This is a genomic window from Enterobacter sp. 01-M-02-SI-ECC (assembly GCF_047530595.1).
GTDB classification, from domain to species: Bacteria; Pseudomonadota; Gammaproteobacteria; order Enterobacterales; family Enterobacteriaceae; genus Enterobacter; species Enterobacter cloacae_M.
In genome coordinates this window covers 149,001-173,213 of record NZ_JBLKCZ010000006.1, presented here as the reverse complement: position 1 = coordinate 173,213, position 24,213 = coordinate 149,001, and the positions used below count along the sequence as shown (strand labels likewise).

Sequence of the window (24,213 nt, the reverse complement as noted above, 5' to 3'; positions counted from 1 at the left end):
AAATTTGACATCCACCCGCCGCCCGCAATTGTATAGACAAGCAAATACAAGAACACAAAAACAACATCAGATCGGAGTGGAGCGTATGGCGTATTCAGGTAAGGTGGATATTCAGCAGGTGATCGATGAGAGTCCCTTTTCAGGGTTTCACTGGCTGCTCATTGTACTAGGCTTTCTGGTTCTGGCGATCGATGGTTTTGATACGGCAGCGATGGGTTACATCGCGCCTACGCTGTCGGCGGAATGGGGAATACACAAACAGGATCTGGGGCCGGTGCTGAGCGCAGCGCTGCTGGGGCTGTCGCTGGGCGCGCTGATTGCCGGTCCGGTATCGGACCGGATGGGGCGCAAGCGGGTGCTGGTCTTTTCGTGCCTGTTCTTCGGCCTTGCGAGCCTGGGGACGGCCTGGGCGCAAAGTCTGAATAACCTGACGCTGTGGCGCTTTCTGACGGGACTGGGCCTCGGCGCCGCAATGCCTAACGCCATCACGCTGATCTCCGAGTTTGCCCCCCAGCGCTGTCGCGCCATGGCGATCAATACCATGTACTGCGGCTTCCCTCTGGGCGCGGCGGGCGGCGGCGCGATCTCTTCCTGGCTTATCCCCCACCACGGCTGGCGAAGCGTGCTGCTGACCGGAGCGATTGCGCCGCTGGTTTTAACGCTGCTGCTGGCGCTGTTTTTACCGGAGTCCGTGAAGTTTCTGGTGCAGCGCGGGAAAGACGTCATGCAGGTCCGCCGCATCGCCAGCCGGTTTGCCCGCAGCACGCTGGATAGCGTCACGGGCTTTTTCCTGGCGGAGGAGAAAGTCGCCTCTAAAAAAGGGAGCGTGTCGCAGCTGTTTTCCATGCCCTGGCTGCCCGGCACCCTGATGCTGTGGGTGACCTATTTTATGGGGCTGGTCATTTACTACGTTCTGCTGAGCTGGATGCCGACGCTGATGCAGGGAATGGGCTATGCCCTGGCAGAATCCGCATGGCTGACCTCGCTGTTCACCTTCGGCGGCACCGCAGGCATTCTGCTCGCGGGCTGGATGATGGACCGCTGGGAAGCGCACCGGGTGGTCGCGTGTGGTTTCGTGCTGACAATGGGCCTCATCCTTTTGCTTGGCATTGAGCATAACCATATCGCCCTGTTTGGCGGGCTGATTTTCCTGATGGGGATCGCGATGAACGGCGCGCAATCGGGCATGCAAACCCTGGCCGCCACCTTTTACCCTACCGAGTGCCGCGCGACGGGCATCGCCTGGATGCAGGGGATCGGCCGCTTTGGCGGCGTGGCGGGAACCATGACCAGCGCCCAGCTTCTCTCTATGCAGTGGCAGGCAGACAGTATTTTAATGATCCTCAGCGTGCCCGCTCTGGTAGCCGCTGCGGCAACCGTCTACAAAATGCTGTACGGCCGCTCGCAGGAACCCGGCGTCGCGTAGTTCCTCTCTTTTCTGCTATTCTGCCCCCGCAATTAAGGGGGCAGCATGCTTAACATCGTTTTATTCGAACCAGAAATTCCGCCGAATACCGGCAATATTATCCGCCTGTGTGCCAACACCGGTTTTCGTCTGCATATCATTGAGCCGATGGGCTTTACGTGGGACGACAAACGTCTGCGTCGCGCAGGGCTGGATTATCATGAATTTACCGCCGTCGTTCGCCATCACGATTACGCCGCGTTTCTGGAAGCAGAGAAGCCGCAGCGCATGTTCGCCCTGACTACCAAAGGCACGCCAGCGCATAGCGCCGTGAGCTATCAGGCAGGTGACTATCTGATGTTTGGCCCGGAAACCCGCGGCCTGCCGGCCACGATCCTGGATGCCCTGCCCGCCGAGCAGAAAATCCGTATTCCGATGATGCCGGACAGCCGCAGCATGAACCTGTCGAACGCGGTGTCGGTGGTGGTGTATGAAGCCTGGCGCCAGCTGGGGTATCCGGGCGCCATTCTCAGAAGTTAAATGCCGTCACCATACTCGAACGTATGGTGAATGCCGTTGAAGTGCTGATCCATGTCCATGGACGGCTTATCGCTGTCTGGTTTACCGACGATGCGCGCCGGTACGCCAGCGGCGGTGGTATGCGGCGGCACGGGCTGGAGCACCACGGAGCCTGCGCCGATCTTCGCACCGCGCCCGACTTCGATATTGCCAAGGATTTTGGCACCCGCGCCAATCATCACCCCTTCACGGATTTTCGGATGGCGATCGCCGCTGGTTTTACCGGTACCGCCCAGGGTAACCGACTGCAGGATCGAGACGTCATCTTCAATGACCGCCGTTTCCCCGACGACAATCCCGGTGGCGTGGTCGAGCATGATCCCGCGGCCAATTTTCGCAGCCGGGTGAATATCGACCTGGAACGTCACGGAAACCTGGTTTTGCAGGAAGATCGCCAGCGCGCGGCGGCCTTCATTCCACAGCCAGTGGCCGATGCGGTAAGCCTGCAGGGCGTGGAAGCCTTTCAGGTACAGCAGCGGCGTAGAATATTTATCGACCGCCGGATCACGCGTGCGCACGGCCTGAATATCGCAGGCGGCAGAGGCGATCATTTCCGGGTCTGCAGCGTAAGCCTCTTCCACCACTTCCCGAATGGCGATAGCTGGCATGATCGAGGAAGCCAGCTTGTTGGCGAGCATATAGCTCAGCGCGCTGCCGAGGTTTTCGTGCTTAAGTAGCGTCGCGTGGTAGAAACTGGCCAGCATAGGCTCGCAGTCGGCCAGCGCCCGGGCTTCGGCTTTAATATTGTTCCAGACGATATCCAGTTCTTCACACGGCATTGCTTACTCCAGACGATAGTTAATGACCAGCCAGTTCTGCGCTGGCTGGGTCATTCAGGTGACAACGGTTCCGACTAGTTACTGCTGCGCTCGTCCTTGCGCGCACGACCTAATAAGGTCAATGCTGCCTCGCGCGCATTTTTTCCGCAATACAATACCTGATAAATTTCCTCGGTTATTGGCATTTCGACACCGAAACGGTGCGCCAACTCGCGGACTTCCTTGGTATTGCGGTAGCCTTCAACCACCTGACCAATCTTCTCCTGCGCGCCTTTAACATCGCTGCCCTGTCCGAGCATCATGCCAAAACGGCGGTTACGAGACTGGTTATCGGTACAGGTCAGCACCAGGTCGCCCAGGCCAGCCATTCCCATAAAGGTGGCCGGATCGGCACCCAGCGCTTCGCCCAGGCGGGACATTTCGGTCAGTCCTCGGGTGATCAGCGCCGTACGCGCATTGGCACCAAAACCAATGCCGTCTGACATCCCGGCACCAATCGCAATCACGTTCTTCACCGCACCGCCCAGCTGCACGCCGATAAAATCGGGGTTGCTGTAGACGCGGAAGCTCTTGCCGCAGTGCAGCAGCTGTTGAAGATCGTCGGAGAAGGCCTGATCGGTGGAGGCCAGCGAAATCGCCGTCGGCAGGCCAGCAGCCAGCTCTTTGGCAAAGGTCGGGCCGGAGATGACCGCCAGCGGGATCGCATCACCCAGCGCTTCGCGGGCAACGTCCTGCAGCAGGCGTCCGGTTTCGGCTTCCAGTCCTTTAGTCGCCCAGACAATGCGCGCATCCGGGCGCATCAGCGGCTTAATCTGACGGAGCACGTCGCCAAATACATGGCTCGGGACCACAATCAGAATGTTGCGGCTGGCCGCCAGCGCGGTCGCAAGGTCGCTTTCAAGGTTCAGGGAGTCGGGGAACGGAACGTCCGGAAGAAACGCCACGTTACAACGGTCGCGTTGCAGCGTTGCGATATGTTTTGGGTCGTGGCCCCAGAGAACCACTTCGTGACCATTTCTTGCCAGCGTGATGGCAAGAGCGGTGCCGTATGAGCCGGCACCGATCACAGTCATTGACGCATTAACAGTGCTCATCAGGCATCCTGATGTTGTTCAGCACCTTCGCCAGCTTGCTGCTGCAGATAGTTCATGAACAGCGCATCAAAGTTAACTGGCGCAAGGTTCAGTTGCGGGAATGTACCGCGGGAAACCAGGCTGGTGATGCATTCACGCGCATACGGGAACAGAATGTTCGGGCAGTACGCACCCAGGCAATGCGCCATCTGGTTGCCTTCGATACCGCCGATAGAGAAGATGCCGCCCTGCTGAACTTCACACAGGAATGCATTTTCTTCGCCCAGGGACGCGGTAACGGTCACACGCAGCACGACTTCATACACGTCATCTGCCAGCTGGGTAGATGCGGTATCCAGATCAAGTTTAACCTCTGGCTGCCAGTCTTTCTGGAAAACATGTGGCGCATTTGGCGCTTCGAAAGAGACGTCCTTGGTGTAGATACGCTGGATCTGGAAAGTCATTTCGGTGTTGTTTTGTTCTGACATGGAAATACCCTTTTTAATTGTCCTAAAGTCTCTTAGCTCAGCAGCGGATCGAGTCCACCACGGGCGTCGAGCGCATACAAGTCATCACAGCCGCCAATGTGCTGCGCATCAATAAAAATCTGCGGAACCGTCGTGCGACCACTACGTTTGATCATCTCTTCGCGTTTAATCGCGTCACCGTCGATCGGCAGTTCCTGGAACGTGACGCCTTTGCTGTTCAGCAGCGCTTTCGCACGATGACAGAACGGGCACGTCGCTTTGGTATAGATCTCAATATTGGCCATGACTGAACTCCTTATTTACCGCGTACCAAAGGAAGATTTTCCCCGCTCCAGCCGGAAATACCTTCTTTCAGCACCGTTACGTTTTCGAAGCCTGCTTTATGAAGCGCGCTGGCAGATTCCTGTGCCTGCATGCCGGTCGCATCGACAACGATAATCGGCTGGGCTTTGTGTTTCTCAAGCTCACCGACGTTGTTCGCTTTGATTTCAGCTGGCAGCAGGTTGATTGCGCCCGCAATGTGACCTTTACGGAAATCGTCACGCTGACGCAGATCGACCACGACGGCATCTTCTTTGTTGATCAGACGCGTCGCTTCACCACGGGTGATAACCTTAATTTTAGACGTCAGGCTCTTAAATGTGGTGAACAGCACAGCAGCCAGCAGGCCAATCCACGCGATGCTCAGAACCGGATGGCGGCTAACGAATTGCATAATTTCTTGCATGGAGGGTAACTACTCCCGACTAAGTGATAAAAAAACCAGGACAGGAGTATACCTGTGCGTTCTGGCAAATACAGCCAGCGACCATAACCTAATCCATTTTCTGCGGCATGCCACCTAAAAAAATGCCTCAAAATGGTCTGATGAACATCTTGCCCCTGCGCTTTCTTTGATCTTCTGCGGCTATTTGATCGATTCAGCTGTAGTAAAATTACGCAAATTTTGACTCTTGAGCATGAGGTTGTCGCAATGTCGGTTTCTAAAAAACCTATGGTACTGGTGATTCTGGATGGCTATGGCTACCGTGAAGATAGCCAGGATAACGCTATTTTCAACGCCAAAACCCCGGTCATGGATGCCCTGTGGGCGAAACGTCCGCATACGCTGATTGACGCGTCTGGCCTGGAAGTAGGCCTGCCGGACCGCCAGATGGGCAACTCCGAAGTCGGCCACGTAAACCTGGGCGCCGGGCGTATTGTGTATCAGGATCTGACGCGTCTGGACGTTGAAATCAAAGAACGCACCTTCTTCTCCAACCCAACGCTGTCTGGCGCGGTCGATAAAGCCGTTGCCGCTGGCAAGGCCGTACACATCATGGGCCTGCTCTCTGCTGGCGGCGTGCACAGCCACGAAGATCACATCATGGCGATGGTTGAACTGGCCGCTGAACGCGGTGCAGAAAAAATCTATCTGCACGCCTTCCTGGACGGTCGCGATACGCCACCACGCAGCGCAAAAGGCTCTCTGCAAGCCTTCGAAGAGAAGTTCGCCGCGCTGGGTAAAGGCCGCGTAGCGTCCATCATTGGCCGTTACTACGCCATGGACCGCGACAACCGCTGGGATCGCGTTGAACAGGCCTATGACCTGATGACCCTGGCAAAAGGTGAATTCCAGTTCGCGACCGCCGTTGAAGCGCTGGAAGCGGCCTATGCACGTGATGAAAACGACGAATTCGTTAAAGCGTCCGTGATCCGCGCTGAAGGCCAGGCCGACGCCGCCATGGAAGATGGTGACGCGCTGATCTTCATGAACTTCCGCGCTGACCGCGCGCGTGAAATCACCCGTGCCTTCGTCAACAGCGACTTCGACGGTTTTGCCCGTAAGAAAGTGGTAAAACTGGACTTCATCCAGCTGACCGAATACGCCGCCGATATCAAAGCGCCTTGCGCGTATCCGCCAGCATCTCTGGCAAACACCTTTGGCGAGTGGATGGCGAAGAACGACAAAACGCAGCTGCGTATTTCCGAAACTGAAAAATACGCGCACGTGACCTTCTTCTTTAACGGTGGCGTTGAAGAGCCGTTCAAAGGCGAAGACCGCACTCTGATCAACTCCCCGAAAGTCGCTACCTACGATCTGCAGCCAGAAATGAGCTCTGCAGAATTGACGGAAAAATTGGTTGCGGCCATCGAGAGCGGTAAGTACGACACCATCATCTGTAACTACCCGAACGGCGACATGGTTGGGCATACCGGGGTGATGGAAGCGGCAGTGAAAGCGGTTGAAGCGCTGGACCACTGCGTTGAGCAGGTAGCGAAAGCGGTTGAATCCGTTGGCGGCCAGCTGCTGATCACCGCTGACCACGGTAACGCTGAACAGATGCGCGACCCGGCGACCGGCCAGGCGCACACGGCCCATACCAACCTGCCTGTTCCGCTGATTTATGTGGGTGATAAATCACTGAAAGCAGTGGAAGGCGGCAAGCTTTCTGACATCGCGCCAACCATGCTGTCGCTGATGGGTATGCCGATCCCTGAAGAGATGACTGGTAAGCCGCTGTTCATCGTGGAATAATCGCTCCCCATGAGGGGAAAGGCGATTTTTTCAATCACATGGGTCGTGAAGCCGCTTAGGTTATCAGTCAGACCTCTGTTTTACGCCAGCGCACTCAGCGCTGGCGTATTGCTGTGCGCCGTATCCGCCCACGCGGATGACCGCGACCAGCTGAAATCCATTCAGGCCGATATCGCCGCCAAAGAGCGTGCGGTACGCCAGCAGCAGCAGCAGCGCTCCGCCCTGCTCGCCCAGCTTAAGCAGCAGGAAGAGGCGATCTCCGCCGCAACGCGTAAACTCCGTGAAACGCAAAATACCCTCGCCCAGTTGAATAAACAGATCGACGAGATGAACGCGTCGATTGCCAAACTCGAGCGCCAGCGCGATGCGCAGGAGCGCAATCTTGCCGCACAGCTTGATGCCGCATTCCGTCAGGGTGAACATACCGGACTCCAGCTGATCCTCAGCGGCGAAGAGAGCCAGCGCGGCCAGCGCCTGCAGGCCTACTTTGGCTATCTCAACCAGGCGCGTCAGGAGACGATCGCGCAGCTGAAGCAGACGCGCGAAGAGGTCTCAACGCAAAAAGCCGAGCTGGAAGAGAAGCAGAGCCAGCAGCAGACGTTGCTCTACGATCAGCAGGCCCAGCAGGCGAAGCTCGAGCAGGCCCGCAACGAGCGTAAGAAAACCCTGGCCGGTCTCGAGTCCTCGATTCAGGAAGGACAGAGCCAGCTGAGCGAAATGCGCGCCAACGAATCCAAACTGCGTAACAGCATCGCCCGTGCGGAAGCCGCGGCGAAAGCGCGCGCCGAAAAAGAGGCGCGCGAGGCGCAGGCCGTTCGCGACAAGCAGCAGGAAGCCTCCCGCAAAGGCACCACCTACAAGCCAAGCGAAAGTGAACGTTCCCTGATGTCGCGTACCGGCGGCCTGGGCTCACCTCGCGGCCAGGCTTTCTGGCCCGTTCGCGGTTCAATTCTGCATCGCTATGGCGAACAGCTGCAGGGTGAGCTACGTTGGAAAGGGATCGTTATCGGTGCGTCTGAAGGTAGCGAAGTGAAAGCGATTGCCGATGGTCGTGTGATTCTGGCCGACTGGTTGCAGGGTTACGGACTGGTGGTGGTAGTCGAACACGGTAAAGGTGATATGAGCCTTTACGGCTACAACCAGAGCGCGCTGGTCAGCGTCGGCACGCAGGTGCGCGCGGGCCAACCCATCGCCCTTGTGGGCAGCAGTGGCGGTCAGGGCCGCCCGTCACTCTATTTCGAAATTCGTCGTCAGGGTCAGGCGGTCAATCCACAGCCGTGGTTGGGAAGATAAGTTTTGCTTCAATTTCGTCGAATCGTTTTCTCCGTCGTCAGCGCGCTGGCGCTGGCTGCACCGGTATACGCAGGTAAGCTCGCTATCGTGATTGATGACTTTGGTTATCGTCCGCACTATGAAAATCAGGTGCTGGCGATGCCGTCAGCCATCTCCGTTGCCGTCCTGCCAAATGCCCCCCATGCGCGTGAGATGGCGACCAAAGCCCACAGCAGCGGGCATCAGGTTCTCATCCACCTGCCCATGGCCCCGCTCAGCAAACAGCCGCTGGAAAAAGATACCCTGCGCCCGGATATGAGCAGCGAGGAGATCGAGCGCATCATCCGCGACGCCTACAACAAGGTGCCGTATGCCGTAGGGCTGAACAACCATATGGGCAGCGCTATGACCTCCAGCCTGTACGGGATGCTAAAAGTGATGCAGGCGCTGGAGCGTTACAACCTCTACTTCCTCGACAGCATGACCATCGGCAACAGCCAGGCAATGCGTGCCGCTCAGGGAACGGGCGTAAAGGTGATTAAGCGCAAGGTGTTCCTGGATGATACCCAGAACGAAGCCGATATTCGCATGCAGTTTAATCGCGCAGTACAGCTGGCCCGCCGCAATGGCTCAGCCATCGCCATCGGTCACCCGCACCCGTCTACTGTCCGCGTCCTGCAGCAGATGCTGCCGACCTTGCCTGACGATATCACGCTGGTGCGTCCGAGCGATCTGCTGAACGAGCCGCAGGTGGATACCTCTAAACCAAATTCTGCGCAGCCTGTCCCGACAGCGCCGCGCAATCCGTTCCGCGGCGTGAAGCGCTGTGTACCTAAGCAACCGCTTGAGCCGGTCTATGCAACCCGCTTCTTCTCCGTCATCGGAGACAGCATCAGTAACAGTACGCTGGTGAATTACGTCCAGCAGCAGTGGCAGGGATGGGGTAAGAAAGCCTGACGCTTATTTCGCAATCTGAGAGTCCGTCTGCTCGTTAGCAACGGGCTCTTTTTTTTCCTGATGCTGATACCAGGATTTGAAATACTTCAAAAAGCTATAGGCTGTGGCGTACAGTCCCGTCGCCACCCCCACTTTGCCCTTACGCCAGGCGCCGCTAAACAGATACCATTTGAAAAAAGCCCCGATGGCGCTGATTACGCCGCGCCCGATAGAGGGCCGTATTTTTTGATGTTGAACCAGGCGGGTTGTATAACAATTTAATTTGTTAAAAAGCTCATGCAGCGTGGGAAACGTATCATGTTTTACATAACCCGGAATACGTTCACAACGGAGAAAACCTTCGACCTGATCGTCTACCGGTCGGTTATTAAACCGGGACTGGTTACGGTTAAAAAGACGCACAGGATAATCAGGGGATGAAACAGGATAAATCGTCCGGACTTCCTCACCCAGAACAAACCAGTGGCGGCATATTTGCCATGCCATTCCCGGGTCTGGCTCATCGCCTGCTTTTAACGTTAAAACGGCATTAACCGTTTCCTGATCAAGAATTTCGTCGCTGTCGATGCACAGGACCCAGTCATGGCTGGCTAAGGATATGGCATAGTTCATCTGCTCGCCATGCCAGCCAAATTTTTTATAGACGGGTTGAAGGCCAAAGCTTTCACAAATATATCGTGTTTTGTCCGTACTGCCAGAATCGACTACGACAATTTCATCCGCTATTTTTAAAAGAGGCGGGATAACATCGTGCAATAATCTTTCAGAATTAAACGTTAATAAGCAGACCGTTATTTTAAACATTTCCCCACTCTCAATAGCAGTCTAAATTAATATTATTAATACTATATAAATGAGTAGAGACGATTAAAGTCCTGAATCACACTTTTCAAATAAGCTCGCTTGAAATTTTGTCTAATCCTGAAGCGCAATAAAATAGAAAAATCTATTTTATTTCAACAGATTCTTTATAATGCAGTCAGTTGAAGGGTAGCACACGGATTCAGACATGCCGCACAAAAGTAAAATTCTCCTCCTGGATACGGGTAAAGAATGGGGGGGAGGCACCAACAGTATGCTTGAGCTCCTGAAGCGAATCAATCGCGATAAATTCGATATTACCTGTTGTTTTTACAGTGATTATAGTCGTGCTAAAGGTGAGACGATTGGCCAGGTGCTCAACGGCATCGGGATCCCACTCATCGTTATCCCTCAACGCCAGCAGCCGGTCTGGGCCAAATTGCTGAAGGAAGCGGGACGTAGCCTGCTGTTTTTCTCACGCGGCGCCCGCAAGGCATTTACACGTCATGTGGATATCATATGGCGCATCAGGCCTAACGTCAGCAAAATCGAAACCCTTTTCAAGCAGGGCGGTTTCGATACGCTCTATATGAATAACCAGCCGGGCTCAAATGAGGAAGGCTATCTCGCGGCGGCAAAGCTGCAGGCGCGGTTGATTCAGCACTGCCGCATTGAACCTGTTTTAACCCCGCCGCTGGTAAAGCTGGTTAATGCCCATGCCACAAAAATCATCGCCGTCTCGCACGGCGTTGAACGCGTGTTGCTTGAGCATGGCGTCCGGCCCGAACTGTGTACGACGGTCAATAATGCCATCGACATCCACCAGCCTTTACCTGACCGACGCGCGATGCGCCAGCGCCTGAACATCGATGACGACACGTTTGTGTTCGGCAGTATCGGGTCGTTAATCCCTCGCAAAGCCAACCACCACACGCTGGAGGCGCTGGCACAGTTCAGCCAGAAACATCCCGAGGCGAAATGGAAAATGGTGCTGGTCGGAGAAGGTGGCGAACGCCGCGCTTTAGCGGAACAGGCCCGAGCGCTGGGAATTGAACACAACGTCATCTTCACCGGTTTTCAGAATACCCCCTTTGATTACCTCGCTACGTTTGACGCCTTTATTCTGGCCTCAAAAAGCGAAGGGCTGCCGCGCGTGGTGCTGGAAGCGATGCTTCTCAATATCCCCGTGATTGGCTCTCAGGTGACCGGCACGGCGGAATTGATTGATCATGATTCGACAGGGCTGCTCTTCCCCTGGAGCGATGTTTCACAGCTTGCACAGCATCTGGACAATATCTGGTCAGATGCGGACCTGCGGGCTCGACTGGCTGCGGCTGCATACCAGAACGTCTGTCATACCTATGCCATCGAAAACTATGTCAGCGGTGTCGAAGCCGTGCTTGGCGCGCACTAACCAAACGAGATAACTATGTTTAAATTTCTTAATGCTCGCTATCGTCATATCACCGGGCGACACAACATTCCTTACAGCTCTCTGCCCGTGACGGGCGCGCTTGCTGCGGTGGATTCTATTGTGATTCCGTGTACCGGCGCAGATTTCGTCGAAGAAGCATTACTCTCTGCCACCTTCGCGGAACGCTATGCCACCGGGGTGAGCGAAATCGTCATCGTCAGCGATCAGCCTGAATCCGCCTTTGGGGTACTGCCGCCGAAAACACGCGTAGTGACGCTTAACCTTCCGGTTCGTGAGGAAGGTTACCGCTATAAGCAGATCTACCTCAGCCGCCTGGTGAAGCTTAACGCCCCGCTGCAGGCGCGCGGTGAAGGCGTATTGATGATCGATTCCGATCTCAACTTGCTCAAGATGCCCGAGATCAACATGGCAGATATGCATATCTACTCCAGCTTCCGTCAGGGCAAAATGATTGCCAAGCTGGACGGTGCGCCAGCGGAGAAAGTGCCGGCGTATTACAAAGAGACGGTGCGCCCGTATCTGGTCGATCACGTTAACGGCGCGTTTCTTGCGGCAACTAAAAAAACCTGGCGCCGTATCTGCCCGCTGTGGCTGACGCTGTTCCAGGATACCTGGGAGCTGATGGACGACACGCAGCCGCCGACCGATCAATTACCCCTCGCCGCGCTGCTGGACATGCTGGATCTAAAAACGGTTAACCTGGGCGACTGGATGAACTGGCCGGTCTCCAAGAAGATCGGTGGTCAGGAAGCCGTTGTACCGAAAGAGGTGATTGGCGCGCACGGCGGTTTCCCTCTCTCCGAATGGCAGAAGTATCTTGAATCGCCGGATAACAAACTGTTGTTCAAAGGTCAGGACTACACCCGCAAGGTGCGTTACCTGACGGACGAAGAGAAAAAGAATCAGTAAAAAAGGGGCCTCAGGCCCCTTTTTGATTACTTATCCCAGCTCAGGATCACTTTTCCTGACTGGCCGGAACGCATCGCGTCGAAGCCCTGCTGGAACTCATCGATGGAGAAGCGGTGAGTAATAATCGGGGACAGATCCAGACCGGACTGGATCAGCGCCGCCATCTTGTACCAGGTCTCGAACATCTCGCGGCCATAGATGCCCTTGATGAACAGCCCCTTGAAGATGACTTTGTTCCAGTCGATAGACATATCTGACGGCGGAATACCCAGCATCGCGATACGGCCACCGTGATTCATGGTGTCGAGCATGGTGCGGAACGCCGGTGGCGCACCGGACATCTCAAGACCCACGTCAAAGCCTTCGGTCATGCCCAGCTCTTCCATCACGTCGGTCAGGCTCTCTTTCGAGACATCTACCGCACGGGTGACGCCCATTTTGCGTGCCAGCGACAGACGGTATTCGTTCACGTCGGTGATCACAACGTTGCGCGCACCCACGTGCTTCGCCACCGCAGCCGCCATAATGCCGATTGGGCCCGCGCCGGAGACCAGCACGTCTTCACCGACCAGGTCGAAGGAGAGCGCCGTGTGCACCGCGTTGCCGAACGGGTCGAAGATGGAGGCCAGATCGTCAGAGATATTGTCCGGGATTTTGAACGCGTTAAACGCCGGGATCACCAGGTATTCCGCGAAGCAGCCCGGACGGTTTACGCCCACGCCAATGGTATTACGGCACAGGTGCGTACGCCCGCCGCGGCAGTTACGGCAGTGGCCGCAGGTAATATGGCCTTCACCGGAGACGCGATCGCCAATTTGGAAGCCTTTCACTTCCTGGCCGATACCCACCACTTCACCGACATATTCGTGACCGACAACCATCGGTACCGGAATGGTTTTCTGCGACCACTGGTCCCAGTTGTAGATGTGAACGTCAGTACCGCAGATGGCGGTTTTACGAATTTTGATCAGCAGATCGTTATGACCGACTTCCGGCTCCGGCACGTCGGTCATCCAAATCCCTTCTTCCGCTTTCAGTTTGGATAACGCTTTCATCACACGTCCTCAGGCAATTACGCCCAGCTGTTTGCCGATGCGGGTAAAGGCTTCCACCGCACGTTCAATTTGTTCAGGCGTATGCGCCGCAGACATCTGGGTGCGGATACGCGCCTGACCTTTTGGCACCACCGGGAAGAAGAACCCGGTGACGTAAATCCCTTCTTTCTGCAGCTCGCGGGCAAATTGCTGCGCGACGACCGCATCGCCCAGCATCACCGGAATGATCGCATGGTCAGCACCGGCCAGGGTGAAACCTGCGGCGCTCATTTTTTCACGGAACAGACGGGCGTTGGACCACAGGCGGTCGCGCAGCTCAGCGCCGGACTCCACCATCTCCAGTACCCTGATGGAGGCCGCAACAATCGCCGGCGCCAGGGAGTTTGAGAACAGATACGGGCGAGAGCGCTGACGCAGCCACTCCACCACCTCTTTGCGCGCGGCGGTGTAGCCGCCGGACGCGCCGCCGAGCGCTTTGCCCAGCGTACCGGTGATGATGTCCACGCGGCCCATCACGTCACAGTATTCGTGGGAACCACGGCCGTTTTCGCCGACAAAACCGACCGCGTGAGAGTCATCGACCATCACCAGCGCGTCGTATTTATCCGCCAGGTCGCACACGCCCTTCAGGTTGGCGATCACGCCGTCCATGGAGAACACGCCGTCGGTGGCGATCAGCACGTGGCGAGCGCCAGCTTCACGCGCCTCTTTCAGGCGCGCTTCCAGCTCGACCATGTCGTTGTTGGCGTAGCGGAAACGCTTCGCTTTGCACAGGCGTACGCCGTCGATGATGGAGGCGTGGTTCAGGGCGTCGGAGATAATCGCATCTTCTGCGCCAAGCAGGGTCTCAAACAGACCGCCGTTGGCGTCAAAGCAGGAGGAGTACAGAATCGCGTCTTCCATTCCGAGGAAGCTCGCCAGCTTTTGCTCAAGCTGCTTGTGGCTGTCCTGCGTACCGCAGATAAAGCGTACGGAGGCCATGCCGAAACCGTGGGTGTCCATGCCGTTTTTTGCAGCGGCAATCAGCTCAGGGTGATTCGCAAGACCTAAATAGTTGTTCGCGCAAAAGTTGATCACATGGCTGCCGTCGGCAACGGTGATGTCCGCCTGCTGGGCAGACGTGATAATACGCTCTTCCTTGAACAACCCTTCCGCACGTGCGATGTCGAGGTCGCTGTTTAACTGTTTGTAAAAATCACCACGCATTGCAATTCTCCAGACTCGGCAAATTTCGGGACATATTACCCAAACCTATAGTTCATGACGAGATGACACGTCATCTCTTGTCGTTTTTGCAGCATAAATCACGCGTACCCCTGCGCTGTGAAGGTGAATGGCTGAAGGGCAGCCATACTAATGATATGATAGAGACATTAGCGTCCGGGATTGTCCCCGGGCTCCACACTTCAAAGGTTACAGTTATGATCATCGTTACCGGCGGCGCGGGCTTTATCGGCAGCAATATTGTTAAGGCTCTCAATGACAAAGGCATCACCGACATCCTGGTGGTTGACAACCTGAAAGACGGCACCAAGTTCGTCAACCTGGTGGATCTGAACATCGCTGACTACATGGATAAAGAAGACTTCCTTATCCAGATTATGGCAGGCGAAGAGTTCGGCGAGATCGAAGCTATCTTCCACGAAGGTGCGTGTTCTTCCACCACCGAGTGGGACGGCAAGTACATGATGGACAATAACTATCAGTACTCCAAAGAGATCCTGCATTACTGCCTGGAGCGTGAAATTCCGTTCCTGTATGCCTCTTCCGCGGCAACCTACGGCGGTCGCACCTCTGACTTCATCGAATCTCGTGAATATGAGCAGCCGCTGAACGTCTACGGCTACTCCAAATTCCTGTTCGACGAGTACGTGCGTCAGGTACTGCCAGAAGCGAACTCGCAGATCGTTGGCTTCCGCTACTTCAACGTCTACGGACCGCGCGAAGGCCACAAAGGCAGCATGGCGAGCGTGGCGTTCCACCTGAACACCCAGCTGAATAACGGCGAAAGCCCGAAACTGTTCGAAGGTAGCGACGGCTTTAAGCGCGACTTCGTTTACGTGGGCGACGTTGCCGCAGTGAACCTGTGGTTCTGGGAAAACGGCGTATCCGGCATCTTCAACCTGGGTACAGGCCGCGCGGAGTCCTTCCAGGCCGTGGCTGACGCAACGCTGGCGTATCACAAAAAAGGCAGCATCGAGTACATTCCGTTCCCTGACAAGCTGAAAGGCCGTTACCAGGCGTTCACCCAGGCCGATCTGACCAACCTGCGCGCCGCAGGCTACGACAAGCCGTTCAAGACCGTTGCCGAAGGCGTAACGGAATATATGGCCTGGCTGAACCGCGACGCTTAAGTATGAAGATTCTGGTGATCGGCCCGTCATGGGTGGGCGACATGATGATGTCGCAAAGTCTCTATCGCACGCTCAAGGCGCGTTATCCCCAGGCGATAATCGACGTGATGGCACCCGCGTGGTGCCGTCCGCTGTTGTCGCGTATGCCGGAAGTGAACGAGGCGATCCCGATGCCGCTTGGCCACGGGGCGCTGGAAATTGGCGAACGCCGTAAACTCGGCCATAGCCTGCGTGAGAAGCGCTACGATCGGGCGTATGTCCTGCCAAACTCCTTTAAATCCGCCCTGGTGCCCTTTTTTGCGGGTATTCCACATCGTACCGGCTGGCGCGGTGAAATGCGCTACGGCCTGCTGAACGATGCGCGGGTGCTGGATAAAGAGGCCTGGCCGCTGATGGTGGAGCGCTATGTGGCGCTGGCCTACGACAAAGGCGTGATGCGCAGCGCGAAAGACCTGCCGCAGCCGCTGCTCTGGCCACAGCTTCAGGTTAACGACGGTGAAAAATCCCAGACCTGTAACGCGTTTGGCCTTTCGTCTGAACGCCCGATGATTGGCTTCTGCCCCGGCGCCGAGTTCGGCCCGGCAAAACGCTGGCCGCACTACCACTATGCGGAGCTGGCGAAACAGCTGATTGACGAAGGCTACCAGATTGTCCTGTTCGGTTCGGCAAAGGACCACGAGGCAGGCAACGAAATTCTCGCGACGCTCAGTAATGAACAGCAGGCCTGGTGCCGCAACCTGGCGGGAGAAACGCAGCTTGAACAGGCGGTTATTCTGATCGCCGCCTGTAAGGCTGTGGTCAGCAACGATTCGGGCCTGATGCACGTCGCTGCCGCGCTCAACCGCCCGCTGGTGGCGCTGTATGGCCCAAGTAGCCCGGACTTCACGCCCCCGCTTTCTCATAAAGCGCGCGTCATCCGCCTGATCACGGGCTACCATAAAGTTCGCAAGGGCGATGCCGCAGAAGGCTACCATCAGAGCCTGATCGACATTACGCCAGAGCGCGTTCTCGAAGAGCTTAACGAACTGCTGTTGAGTGAAGAAGGATAACGAATGCGGGTACTGATCGTTAAAACTTCTTCGATGGGCGATGTGCTGCATACGCTCCCGTCACTGACGGACGCCATGCGGGCCGTTCCCGGCATTCGTTTTGACTGGGTGGTGGAAGAAGGCTTCGCGCAGATCCCCACCTGGCATGAAGCGGTTGACCGCGTGATACCGGTGGCGATTCGCCGCTGGCGCAAAGCGTGGTTCTCCGCGCCGATTAAAGCCGAACGCAAGGCCTTCCGTGAGGCGGTGCAGGTACAGCATTATGACGCTATCATCGACGCCCAGGGGCTGGTGAAAAGCGCCGCGCTGGTGACGCGTCTGGCACATGGCGTAAAGCACGGTATGGACTGGCACACCGCCCGCGAACCGCTGGCGACCCTGTTCTATAACCGCCGCCACCGCATCGCAAAGCAACAGCATGCCGTCGAACGTACCCGCGAGCTGTTTGCAAAAAGCCTGGGCTACGCGAAACCGGAAACCCAGGGCGACTACGCCATTGCGCAGCACTTTTTGCGCAATACAGATCCCTGTGCTCAGCCTTATCTTGTCTTCCTGCATGCCACAACGCGCGACGATAAACACTGGCCGGAATCGCACTGGCGAAGCCTGATTGAACTAACGCAACCCACCGGCATCCATATTAAACTCCCGTGGGGTGCCGAACATGAGCGGCAGCGTGCAGAGCGTCTGGCAGACGGCTTTTCACACGTCGAGGTATTGCCAAAACTCACGCTGGCACAGGTTGCAGCGCAGCTGGCGGGAGCGAATGCTGTTGTTTCCGTTGATACAGGTTTAAGCCATTTAACCGCGGCGCTGGATCGTCCGAATATTACGATTTTTGGTCCGACCGATCCTGGATTGATCGGGGGTTACGGCAAAAACCAGCATCAGATGGTCAGCCCGACCCAGCAAACGAAGGATATCAGCGCAGATGCTATTTTTTCATTTTTACAGGGCAGCCGTTGGCTTTCCAACAGGGATATCTAACGCATGAGTTACGTATTTCTGCTGATTTTACTCTTTCCGGTGAAGCTTATCCGGAAGCTGTTCCGCAAAGAGACGGGTAAAAACCTGGTCATTCAGACAGCAAAAATCGGCGATTTTGTTAATGCAACGCCCCTTCTGGCGTACCTGCAAAAAAGCGACGTGCTCATCAGTCGTAGCGTGGGTGCGCTGGCAAAGCATGATGAGACGATCGATAAGATTTTTTTTATCGACCAGCATAAGCGTAGCCTGTGTCGAAAGCTGGTCTTTGCCTGCCGGATAATGAACCGCTATGACAATGTCTATCTCCTGCAACCCAACAGCGTGAACCTCTTTTTCGCCTCCGTATGTAACGCTAAAAACAAACAGTTTTTAAGCACTTACACGCGCAGATGGTATCACGGTATTTTCTATGCAACGGCAGACGGCACTGTTGAACACGGCAGAAAGACGCTGTCGGTAACGAACTATCTCAAACTGGCCGATCGCACCTTAACCTGGAAAGACTCGCCAAAGCACGCCACAAAGCCGCTTTTCAAACCGGCGACCTATCCGGCAATCCTCGATAAACCCGGCGTGATCCGCATTGGCATCAGCGTAGCCGCGGGAAATAAAGCGAAAACCGTTCCGCCGGTCATCTGGAAGCAAATTGCCGATCGTCTCGCCGACCTGCCCTGCGAATTTTATGTGTTTGGCGCCCCGAATGAACAATCGTGGATGGATGATATCACCCGCGCTTACGGTGAACTGCCCAACTTTATTAATCTGATTGGCAAAATCTCGCTTGAAGAGCTGCCGTGGGCCATTTCTAAAATGGATTGCTATATCGCGTCTGACTCGGGGAATGTCTACATTGCCGATGCGGTAGGCGTGCCGGTAATCTTACTGTTCGGGCCTTGTTGCCACTATGAACAGCGTCCGCTGGGCAACGTATTGCTGATTGGTAATGATGACAACATTTGCTCATATGTTTTTGAAACACGATATTACTTCTCACAGAGCCGGGAAGAACTCTTCGCTGTAACAGACGAATCGCTGCGTGAACTTAAACATTTCATCTGTGAGCTACCAACAATTAACGCAACCGCATACTCCTTTGATGCTCAGGGAAAATAATTTTTATGGCTTTTCTAAGCATCATTATTGCCGCGCATAACGCCAAAGAGACGCTTCACACAACGCTAGAAAGCCTGCAAAACGCGATTGAAGGTGCGGGCGATGATGTAGAGATCATTATCTTTAACGACAGTTCCAATGACTCTACACAGGATATTATCGAGGCGTGGCTGCCAGCGTTTCCGAATGCGCAATCCCGATACGTTGAGTACCGTAACGTCGGTCATGTTCGAAGCAGTGCCCTCTCGCTGGCCTCAGGCGAATACATTACCATGCTGGATAGCGATGACCGATTGAAACCAGGCAGCATCAGGGACGCCGTGGCGTTTCTCAAAACAGAGCGCCCTGATATGCTTCTGACGCGCCTGCTGGAAATTCGCGACACAAAAAAAATTACAGCCGAGTGGCAGGGGTTCTCTCCTGTTGCTTTGTCACAGCATGAGGCAATAAAGCGATTCCTGCAGCACAAAGATTTTCAGGCACACCTCATCGGGCAATTCATTCATCGGAAATTGTATGTAGATAACCCGATTCCTTCGATGGTTTGCTATGAAGATTTCGCCGTATTTCCCGGCATGCTGGTGCAATCGAGTAAAATCGTTTATCAGCGTCAGGGACACTATTATTACATCAAACGTAGCGACAGTTTGTCGAGCCGTCTCGACGCCACTAAAATCGCTACGCTGGTTGAATGCACATTACAGATGGAAAAAACATTCCCTCGTTCTTTTCAGCATCTTGTTAATTGTCACTGGTTTGATATCTACCGTAACCACCGGCAGCATCTGACTGACCTGCAACTCAAACTGGTCAAACAGCGGGTCAATGCACTTTATTCTCTCTCTTTCTTCTTCTCAAGAGATGTACGTTTCAGCTACAAAAAAAGGGTTATTGAGGCATTATGGAAAAAGTAAAACTGCGACTTTATCAGCTTACGCTGATTATGAGCCTTATTTCGCTCGCGCTGGCGCTGCTGAGTTCTGGTAAGCAGCGAGAGTTTTTCTATATTGCGATTTATGCCAGCATTATCGGCTTAGCGTGCGAATATAAAAAAATCACAGTGCGTCCTTTTTCTATCGCCTTACCGATTCTACTAATTGGGTTGCTCAATCTTGGCTGGTATCTGGTGTATGAATATCATAGCGAAGGTCTGAACGCTTATAGCGATTATCTCGGTGCAAGTAAAAAGTTGATTCTCGCAAGTATTCTCATTTTTTACCTTGACCGGTTTAAGTCTTATATTGATAAAGCTTCCTTCCAGAAATATTTTTTATACGCCTCTGGTGCAGGGGTTATACTTGCCACTGGTTATGGCTTATGGCAGGCATCACAGGGTATGGGACGTATTGAGATGGCCATAAACCGTGCGACCGTGTCGGCCTATGTTTACTCTGTACTGTCGCTGGCGTTTGTATACAGCCTTTATCTACAGAAAAATATAAAACTGTATGTAGCCGCAGGACTCATCATCTTAATATCTTATTTTGTTATTCTTCTAACGGGCACGCGTGCCGCAATGGGATTATATTTGATCCTGGCGATTGTACTCACGCTTTATCACTTCAAAAGAATACACCTTAAATCAACGCTGATTTTCTTATGTATTGTGGCGGGTATTGCTATCGTTAGCTACAAGCCATTAATTTTACCCAAGTTACAACAAACACAAACTGAAGTTGAAAGTTATCAAAAAGGCAATGATGCAACTTCACTCGGCGCACGTTTTTCTATGTGGAGTGTTGGTATTCAAAATGGCCTTGCCCATCCTTTAGGGCAGTCAGTTGAAGACCGTGAAGTATGGACACAGCAATATGTGAAAAATGGACATCCACATCTTGCATCCGCACTCGATTATATCAGGGTGCATCTACATAATGAGTTTATTGAAAAATATTCTCTGCAAGGGATCCCCGGGCTGGTGATATTATTCTTTTTCTATATATCGATTATCGTTTACGCACTTAAAAACAGGAATGGCCTGCTGCTGACGACCATGCTTCTTTTATTACTCTATGGCCTGACGGATGTCATATTGTTGAGTTCAGAAGCCTTAATCTTCTTTGTCACCGTGTTTGCGCTGAGTACACCTTTTTCGCAAACCAGGCAACGCTAATGATAATGCCCGCGTCGCGGGCATTATTTTTTCTTGTATTGATAAAACTCCGCCAGCGTCATTCCTACTGTCTTATCAGACAACCAGCTAAAGAGCGTTTCTAAATCCTGATACAACCCTTCAATCGCCGCCTCATCTTTAAACGTGGGGCTTCCGCCCGGCATAAATTCCGACGAATGAAGCATAAACTCCACGTACTCACTTCCCTGCGACAGACATTGCTGTGCGACCTGAATCATCTGCGCCGCATTCCCACCGGACGGTCTTAGCCAGTTCACAGAGGGTGAGCGGTATTTACCGCGAAGCCTGTCGTAACCCTGTTTGATCGTGTTCAACCAGGCCGGGTGTTTATACTGGATGCTCATCGGCACTTCGAGTAGTGGGCTATTGCCCGCCCGGGAAATATTATCTAAATCGATAAAATAGGCGTGGTCGGGGAAATGCTGGTAATTCGTTCCGCCATTACCCTGCGGCGCACCTTTCGCATTGCGCCAGTTCACCCGCGGCGTCACGGAGCAATCAACCTGGTAACCCAGTTCAACGAGCAATTTTGCGTAGCGACTGTCAAATGCCCAACGCCCGGCACGGTGGCTTAACATTTTGGTCTGGAATGTCTCTTCCAGCAGGCGGGTCATGAACAGCACTTTCTCGCGCATCACCTCATCCGAAAATTCAATTAAATAAGGCTGCCAGCGCCAGTCGTCTCCCGTGAGATCGTGTTCCGGTGGGCTATTCCAGGCGTGAAGGTGCATTCCCACCTCGCCCTGACCGCGGCCAATCACGTCCCTGGCGAATTCAATGAAAACGGGTTCGATCGCCATCTCGTAATTGGTCAGCCACACGGGCTTAAAACCGAAACGCTCACAAAGCGTCTGGAACCGCGCCAGATAGCGCGCATTTTCCGTTTTAATGACGCGGTGATTTTGCCAGAGATTATCGCCCTCAGTATCAATTGTGATGATAAACGCTGGTTTGTTCATAATGAGTCCGCAAGACAGGAAAGTTAGCGCTATGTTACGCACTCTCCAAAGCATGAGTAAACCCTTCCAGGGAAATTCCTGAGATTATGGAGAAAGAGTGCAAGTCGCTATCAGGTCTATTAGAATTGCCATCAGTACAACGCCGATAAGATGATGATGAATAACTTACCTGACACACCTGATTTGCGCATTTTACTTATCAAACTCCGCCATCATGGCGACATGTTGCTGACCACTCCCGTCGTTGATTCATTACGTCAAAAATGGCCGCAGGCGCAAATTGATGTCCTGCTGTATGAAGAAACGCGCGATATGCTCGCCGCGCATCCGGCGATCGGTACAATTTATGGAATCGATCGTAAATGGAAGCAGCTGGGCACGCTGAAGCATCTTCAAAAAGAGTGGCAGCTACTGTGTGCGTTAAGAAATCAGCATTATCATCTGGTCATTAACCTGGCCGATCAATGGCGTAGCGCGATCGTCACTCGTTTTACCGGCGCACCCGTTCGCCTCGGATTTGCGTTTAACAAACGCAATAGTGCCTTTTGGCGTTTTTGTCACACCGATCTGGTCTCTGTCGACGGCCACAAATCCCTGCATACGGTCGAGCAGAATCTCTCCATTCTGGGGCCATTACCTGTCGCGCCGCAGCCTGCCGTCACCATGGCCTACACCGCAGAAGACTGGGATCATGCCCGTCAAAGACTGACGCAGACGGGTGTTGGCGACAGCTACATCGTGATCCAGCCGACGTCCCGCTGGTTCTTTAAATGCTGGAGCGAAGACAAAATGGCGCAAACCATTTCTGCACTGCAGCAGGAGGGCCATACGGTTGTGCTCACCGCGGGGCCGGATAAAAAAGAGCTGGCGATGATCGATCGCATTCTCGCCGCCTCGCCGAAGACGGGGGTCGTCTCTCTGGCGGGCCAGCTAACGTTGCGCCAGCTGGCCTCACTCATCGATCATGCGCGTCTTTTTATTGGCGTTGACTCCGTTCCTATGCATATGGCCGCCGCGCTTCAAACGCCCTGCGTGGCATTGTTTGGTCCATCAAAACTGACGTTCTGGTCACCGTGGCAGGTTAAAGGGGAAGTGATCTGGGCCGGCGATTACGGCCCGCTACCCGATCCGGATGCCATTGATACCAAAACGAAAGAACGCTATCTCGACGCCATTCCCGTTGATGCTGTCGTCTCCGCCGCAAGGAGATATCTGTCATGAAACCCAATCGCCTGGCCATTGTTCGCCAAAAGTATCGCCCTGATGGCGGAGCAGAACGCTTCGTTTCGCGCGCCCTCACCGCGCTGAGCAATCAGAACCTTGAGCTAAACGTCATCACGCGCGAGTGGCAGGGAGAGAAGCAAGACGACTGGCATATCCACATTTGCAACCCTCAGAAATGGGGCCGTATCAGTCGAGAACGCGGATTTGCACAGGCCGCGCGCGCGCTGTGGCAGCAACAGCAGTTTGATATTGTTCAAAGCCATGAGCGCATCCCGGGGTGTGATATTTATCGCGCGGGTGATGGGGTGCATCGTCGCTGGCTGCTGCAGCGCGCGCGCATTTTACCTGCCTGGCGCGCGCAAATGCTGATGTATGACCGCTATCACCGCTATGTGATGCGTGCGGAACGGGAAATGTATCAGGCGCCTGAGTTAAAAGCCGTAATCTGTAATGCGGAGATGATCAAACGCGAAATCGTTGAAGACTTTAATATTGACGCAAAGAAAATTCATGTGATTTATAATTCTATTGATTCCAGCCGCTTCGTTCCGGCCCAGGAGGCACAGCGTGCGATTTTGCGCCAACAATTTGGTTTGCCAGCCGATGCCGTTGTGTTCTGTTTTGTAGGCTCAGGGTTTGAACGAAAAGGATTAGCCAGCGCCATACGCGCTATTGCTGGAACATCTGCCTGGCTGATTGTGGTTGGGCAAGATAAAGCAGAACGTCGTTACCGCGACCTCGCCCGTTCGTTAGGCTGCGAGGGGCAAATCCGTTTCCTGGGGATGCAAAAAGAAACTCTGCCTTTTTATCAGCTATCCGATGGTTTACTGTTGCCAACGCTGTATGATCCCTTTCCTAACGTCATTCTTGAAGCGATGGCCTGCGGCTTGCCCGTCATTACTTCAGAGAGTTGCGGTGGTGCAGAATTTATTCAACAAGGCCAGAACGGATTTTATTGTGACGCACTTGATATCAGTACATTGAAGGAAGCGGTAGCCGCTATCCCTTCACTGGAAAAAAATAACAATATGGGACGAGCGGCACGTGAACGTGTAAAAGACGCCACTCCCGAAAAACTATCAAGTCAGCTTATTACGCTTTATCAAAAATTACTGGATTAAA

At 54.2% G+C, this 24,213-nt stretch carries 24 protein-coding genes; 15 read left to right on the top strand and 9 right to left on the bottom strand.

The window, feature by feature from the left end; translation table 11 throughout:
• Positions 1-85: 85 nt before the first annotated feature.
• Positions 86-1,426 (top strand): MFS transporter, encoded by a 1,341-nt coding sequence (locus tag ACMWLG_RS11035; RefSeq protein WP_045400289.1) that lies wholly within the window; start codon positions 86-88, stop codon positions 1,424-1,426.
• 45 nt (positions 1,427-1,471) lie between these two features.
• The gene (gene trmL / locus ACMWLG_RS11030; protein WP_033147028.1) at positions 1,472-1,945 is read left to right on the top strand and encodes a tRNA (uridine(34)/cytosine(34)/5-carboxymethylaminomethyluridine(34)-2'-O)-methyltransferase TrmL; all 474 of its coding nucleotides are present in this window, start codon (positions 1,472-1,474) and stop codon (positions 1,943-1,945) included.
• Here the strand turns inward: trmL and cysE are convergent.
• From cysE to ACMWLG_RS11005, 5 genes are all read right to left on the bottom strand, one after another.
• On the bottom strand, positions 1,942-2,763 hold the full coding sequence (gene cysE / locus ACMWLG_RS11025; RefSeq protein WP_008502718.1) for a serine O-acetyltransferase: 822 nt from the start codon (positions 2,761-2,763) through the stop codon (positions 1,942-1,944). The two genes, trmL and cysE, sit on opposite strands and share 4 nt — an antisense overlap.
• 74 nt (positions 2,764-2,837) lie before the next feature.
• A complete protein-coding gene (gene gpsA / locus ACMWLG_RS11020) occupies positions 2,838-3,857 on the bottom strand; it encodes an NAD(P)H-dependent glycerol-3-phosphate dehydrogenase (protein WP_045400291.1) in 1,020 nt (339 codons plus the stop codon).
• Complete coding sequence (gene secB / locus ACMWLG_RS11015; RefSeq protein WP_045400294.1) at positions 3,857-4,324, bottom strand: protein-export chaperone SecB; 468 nt, start codon at positions 4,322-4,324, stop codon at positions 3,857-3,859. The genes gpsA and secB overlap by 1 nt, the downstream gene beginning before the upstream one ends.
• 32 nt (positions 4,325-4,356) lie before the next feature.
• Positions 4,357-4,608 carry a glutaredoxin 3 gene (gene grxC / locus ACMWLG_RS11010; protein WP_023309914.1) on the bottom strand — a complete coding sequence of 84 codons (252 nt, stop codon included), beginning with the start codon at positions 4,606-4,608 and terminating at the stop codon, positions 4,357-4,359.
• 11 nt (positions 4,609-4,619) lie between these two features.
• Positions 4,620-5,051 carry a rhodanese-like domain-containing protein gene (locus ACMWLG_RS11005; RefSeq protein ID WP_023309913.1) on the bottom strand — a complete coding sequence of 144 codons (432 nt, stop codon included), beginning with the start codon at positions 5,049-5,051 and terminating at the stop codon, positions 4,620-4,622.
• A 246-nt stretch (positions 5,052-5,297) separates the two neighbouring features.
• On the opposite strand from ACMWLG_RS11005, the gene gpmM reads away from it, so the two are divergent.
• From gpmM to ACMWLG_RS10990, 3 genes are read left to right on the top strand one after another with little or no spacing between them, the layout of a single operon-like run.
• Positions 5,298-6,842: a 2,3-bisphosphoglycerate-independent phosphoglycerate mutase gene (gpmM, locus tag ACMWLG_RS11000; protein ID WP_023309912.1), complete on the top strand. Its 1,545-nt coding sequence runs from the start codon at positions 5,298-5,300 to the stop codon at positions 6,840-6,842.
• Between the two features lie 33 nt (positions 6,843-6,875).
• Entirely contained in the window at positions 6,876-8,135 is a 1,260-nt protein-coding gene (gene envC / locus ACMWLG_RS10995; RefSeq protein WP_229218481.1) for a murein hydrolase activator EnvC, read from the top strand.
• A 3-nt stretch (positions 8,136-8,138) separates the two neighbouring features.
• The gene (locus ACMWLG_RS10990; protein ID WP_045400299.1) at positions 8,139-9,071 is read left to right on the top strand and encodes a divergent polysaccharide deacetylase family protein; all 933 of its coding nucleotides are present in this window, start codon (positions 8,139-8,141) and stop codon (positions 9,069-9,071) included.
• 3 nt (positions 9,072-9,074) lie between these two features.
• On the opposite strand, the gene ACMWLG_RS10985 is transcribed toward ACMWLG_RS10990, so the two are convergent.
• Positions 9,075-9,875 carry a glycosyltransferase family 2 protein gene (locus ACMWLG_RS10985; RefSeq protein WP_045400302.1) on the bottom strand — a complete coding sequence of 267 codons (801 nt, stop codon included), beginning with the start codon at positions 9,873-9,875 and terminating at the stop codon, positions 9,075-9,077.
• Positions 9,876-10,080: 205 nt separating this feature from the next.
• On the opposite strand from ACMWLG_RS10985, the gene ACMWLG_RS10980 reads away from it, so the two are divergent.
• Together ACMWLG_RS10980 and ACMWLG_RS10975 are read left to right on the top strand one after the other, a co-directional pair.
• A complete protein-coding gene (locus tag ACMWLG_RS10980; protein ID WP_045400304.1) occupies positions 10,081-11,286 on the top strand; it encodes a glycosyltransferase in 1,206 nt (401 codons plus the stop codon).
• A gap of 15 nt (positions 11,287-11,301) precedes the next feature.
• On the top strand, positions 11,302-12,216 hold the full coding sequence (locus ACMWLG_RS10975; RefSeq protein WP_032661890.1) for a hypothetical protein: 915 nt from the start codon (positions 11,302-11,304) through the stop codon (positions 12,214-12,216).
• Positions 12,217-12,242: 26 nt separating this feature from the next.
• Here the strand turns inward: ACMWLG_RS10975 and tdh are convergent, their stop codons facing one another.
• Both tdh and kbl read right to left on the bottom strand, forming a co-directional pair.
• Positions 12,243-13,271, bottom strand: coding sequence for an L-threonine 3-dehydrogenase (tdh, locus tag ACMWLG_RS10970; protein ID WP_023309906.1), 1,029 nt, complete (start codon positions 13,269-13,271; stop codon positions 12,243-12,245).
• Positions 13,272-13,280: 9 nt separating this feature from the next.
• Entirely contained in the window at positions 13,281-14,477 is a 1,197-nt protein-coding gene (gene kbl / locus ACMWLG_RS10965) for a glycine C-acetyltransferase (protein ID WP_045400307.1), read from the bottom strand.
• Positions 14,478-14,692: 215 nt separating this feature from the next.
• Here kbl and rfaD point away from each other — a divergent pair, with 215 nt between their 5' ends.
• The 6 genes from rfaD to ACMWLG_RS10935 are packed head-to-tail and all read left to right on the top strand — an operon-like array spanning position 14,693 to position 20,887.
• On the top strand, positions 14,693-15,625 hold the full coding sequence (gene rfaD / locus ACMWLG_RS10960) for an ADP-glyceromanno-heptose 6-epimerase (protein ID WP_008502707.1): 933 nt from the start codon (positions 14,693-14,695) through the stop codon (positions 15,623-15,625).
• A gap of 2 nt (positions 15,626-15,627) precedes the next feature.
• Positions 15,628-16,674, top strand: a complete 1,047-nt coding sequence (gene rfaF / locus ACMWLG_RS10955) for an ADP-heptose--LPS heptosyltransferase RfaF (protein WP_032661897.1) — start codon at positions 15,628-15,630, stop codon at positions 16,672-16,674.
• Between the two features lie 3 nt (positions 16,675-16,677).
• A complete protein-coding gene (rfaC, locus tag ACMWLG_RS10950) occupies positions 16,678-17,661 on the top strand; it encodes a lipopolysaccharide heptosyltransferase RfaC (RefSeq protein ID WP_045400309.1) in 984 nt (327 codons plus the stop codon).
• Positions 17,662-17,664: 3 nt separating this feature from the next.
• Positions 17,665-18,774 carry a glycosyltransferase family 9 protein gene (locus tag ACMWLG_RS10945; RefSeq protein WP_045400312.1) on the top strand — a complete coding sequence of 370 codons (1,110 nt, stop codon included), beginning with the start codon at positions 17,665-17,667 and terminating at the stop codon, positions 18,772-18,774.
• 5 nt (positions 18,775-18,779) lie between these two features.
• Complete coding sequence (locus ACMWLG_RS10940; RefSeq protein WP_045400315.1) at positions 18,780-19,688, top strand: glycosyltransferase family 2 protein; 909 nt, start codon at positions 18,780-18,782, stop codon at positions 19,686-19,688.
• On the top strand, positions 19,676-20,887 hold the full coding sequence (locus ACMWLG_RS10935; RefSeq protein WP_045400318.1) for an O-antigen ligase family protein: 1,212 nt from the start codon (positions 19,676-19,678) through the stop codon (positions 20,885-20,887). Before ACMWLG_RS10940 ends, ACMWLG_RS10935 begins: the two co-directional genes overlap by 13 nt.
• 23 nt (positions 20,888-20,910) lie before the next feature.
• Here ACMWLG_RS10935 and ACMWLG_RS10930 read toward each other — a convergent pair whose 3' ends face one another.
• Positions 20,911-21,867 carry a polysaccharide deacetylase family protein gene (locus tag ACMWLG_RS10930; protein ID WP_045620758.1) on the bottom strand — a complete coding sequence of 319 codons (957 nt, stop codon included), beginning with the start codon at positions 21,865-21,867 and terminating at the stop codon, positions 20,911-20,913.
• A gap of 150 nt (positions 21,868-22,017) precedes the next feature.
• Here ACMWLG_RS10930 and rfaQ point away from each other — a divergent pair, with 150 nt between their 5' ends.
• Complete coding sequence (gene rfaQ / locus ACMWLG_RS10925) at positions 22,018-23,088, top strand: putative lipopolysaccharide heptosyltransferase III (protein WP_072254618.1); 1,071 nt, start codon at positions 22,018-22,020, stop codon at positions 23,086-23,088.
• Positions 23,085-24,212, top strand: coding sequence for a glycosyltransferase family 4 protein (locus ACMWLG_RS10920; RefSeq protein WP_045400323.1), 1,128 nt, complete (start codon positions 23,085-23,087; stop codon positions 24,210-24,212). The genes rfaQ and ACMWLG_RS10920 overlap by 4 nt, the downstream gene beginning before the upstream one ends.
• Position 24,213 lies beyond the last annotated feature (1 nt).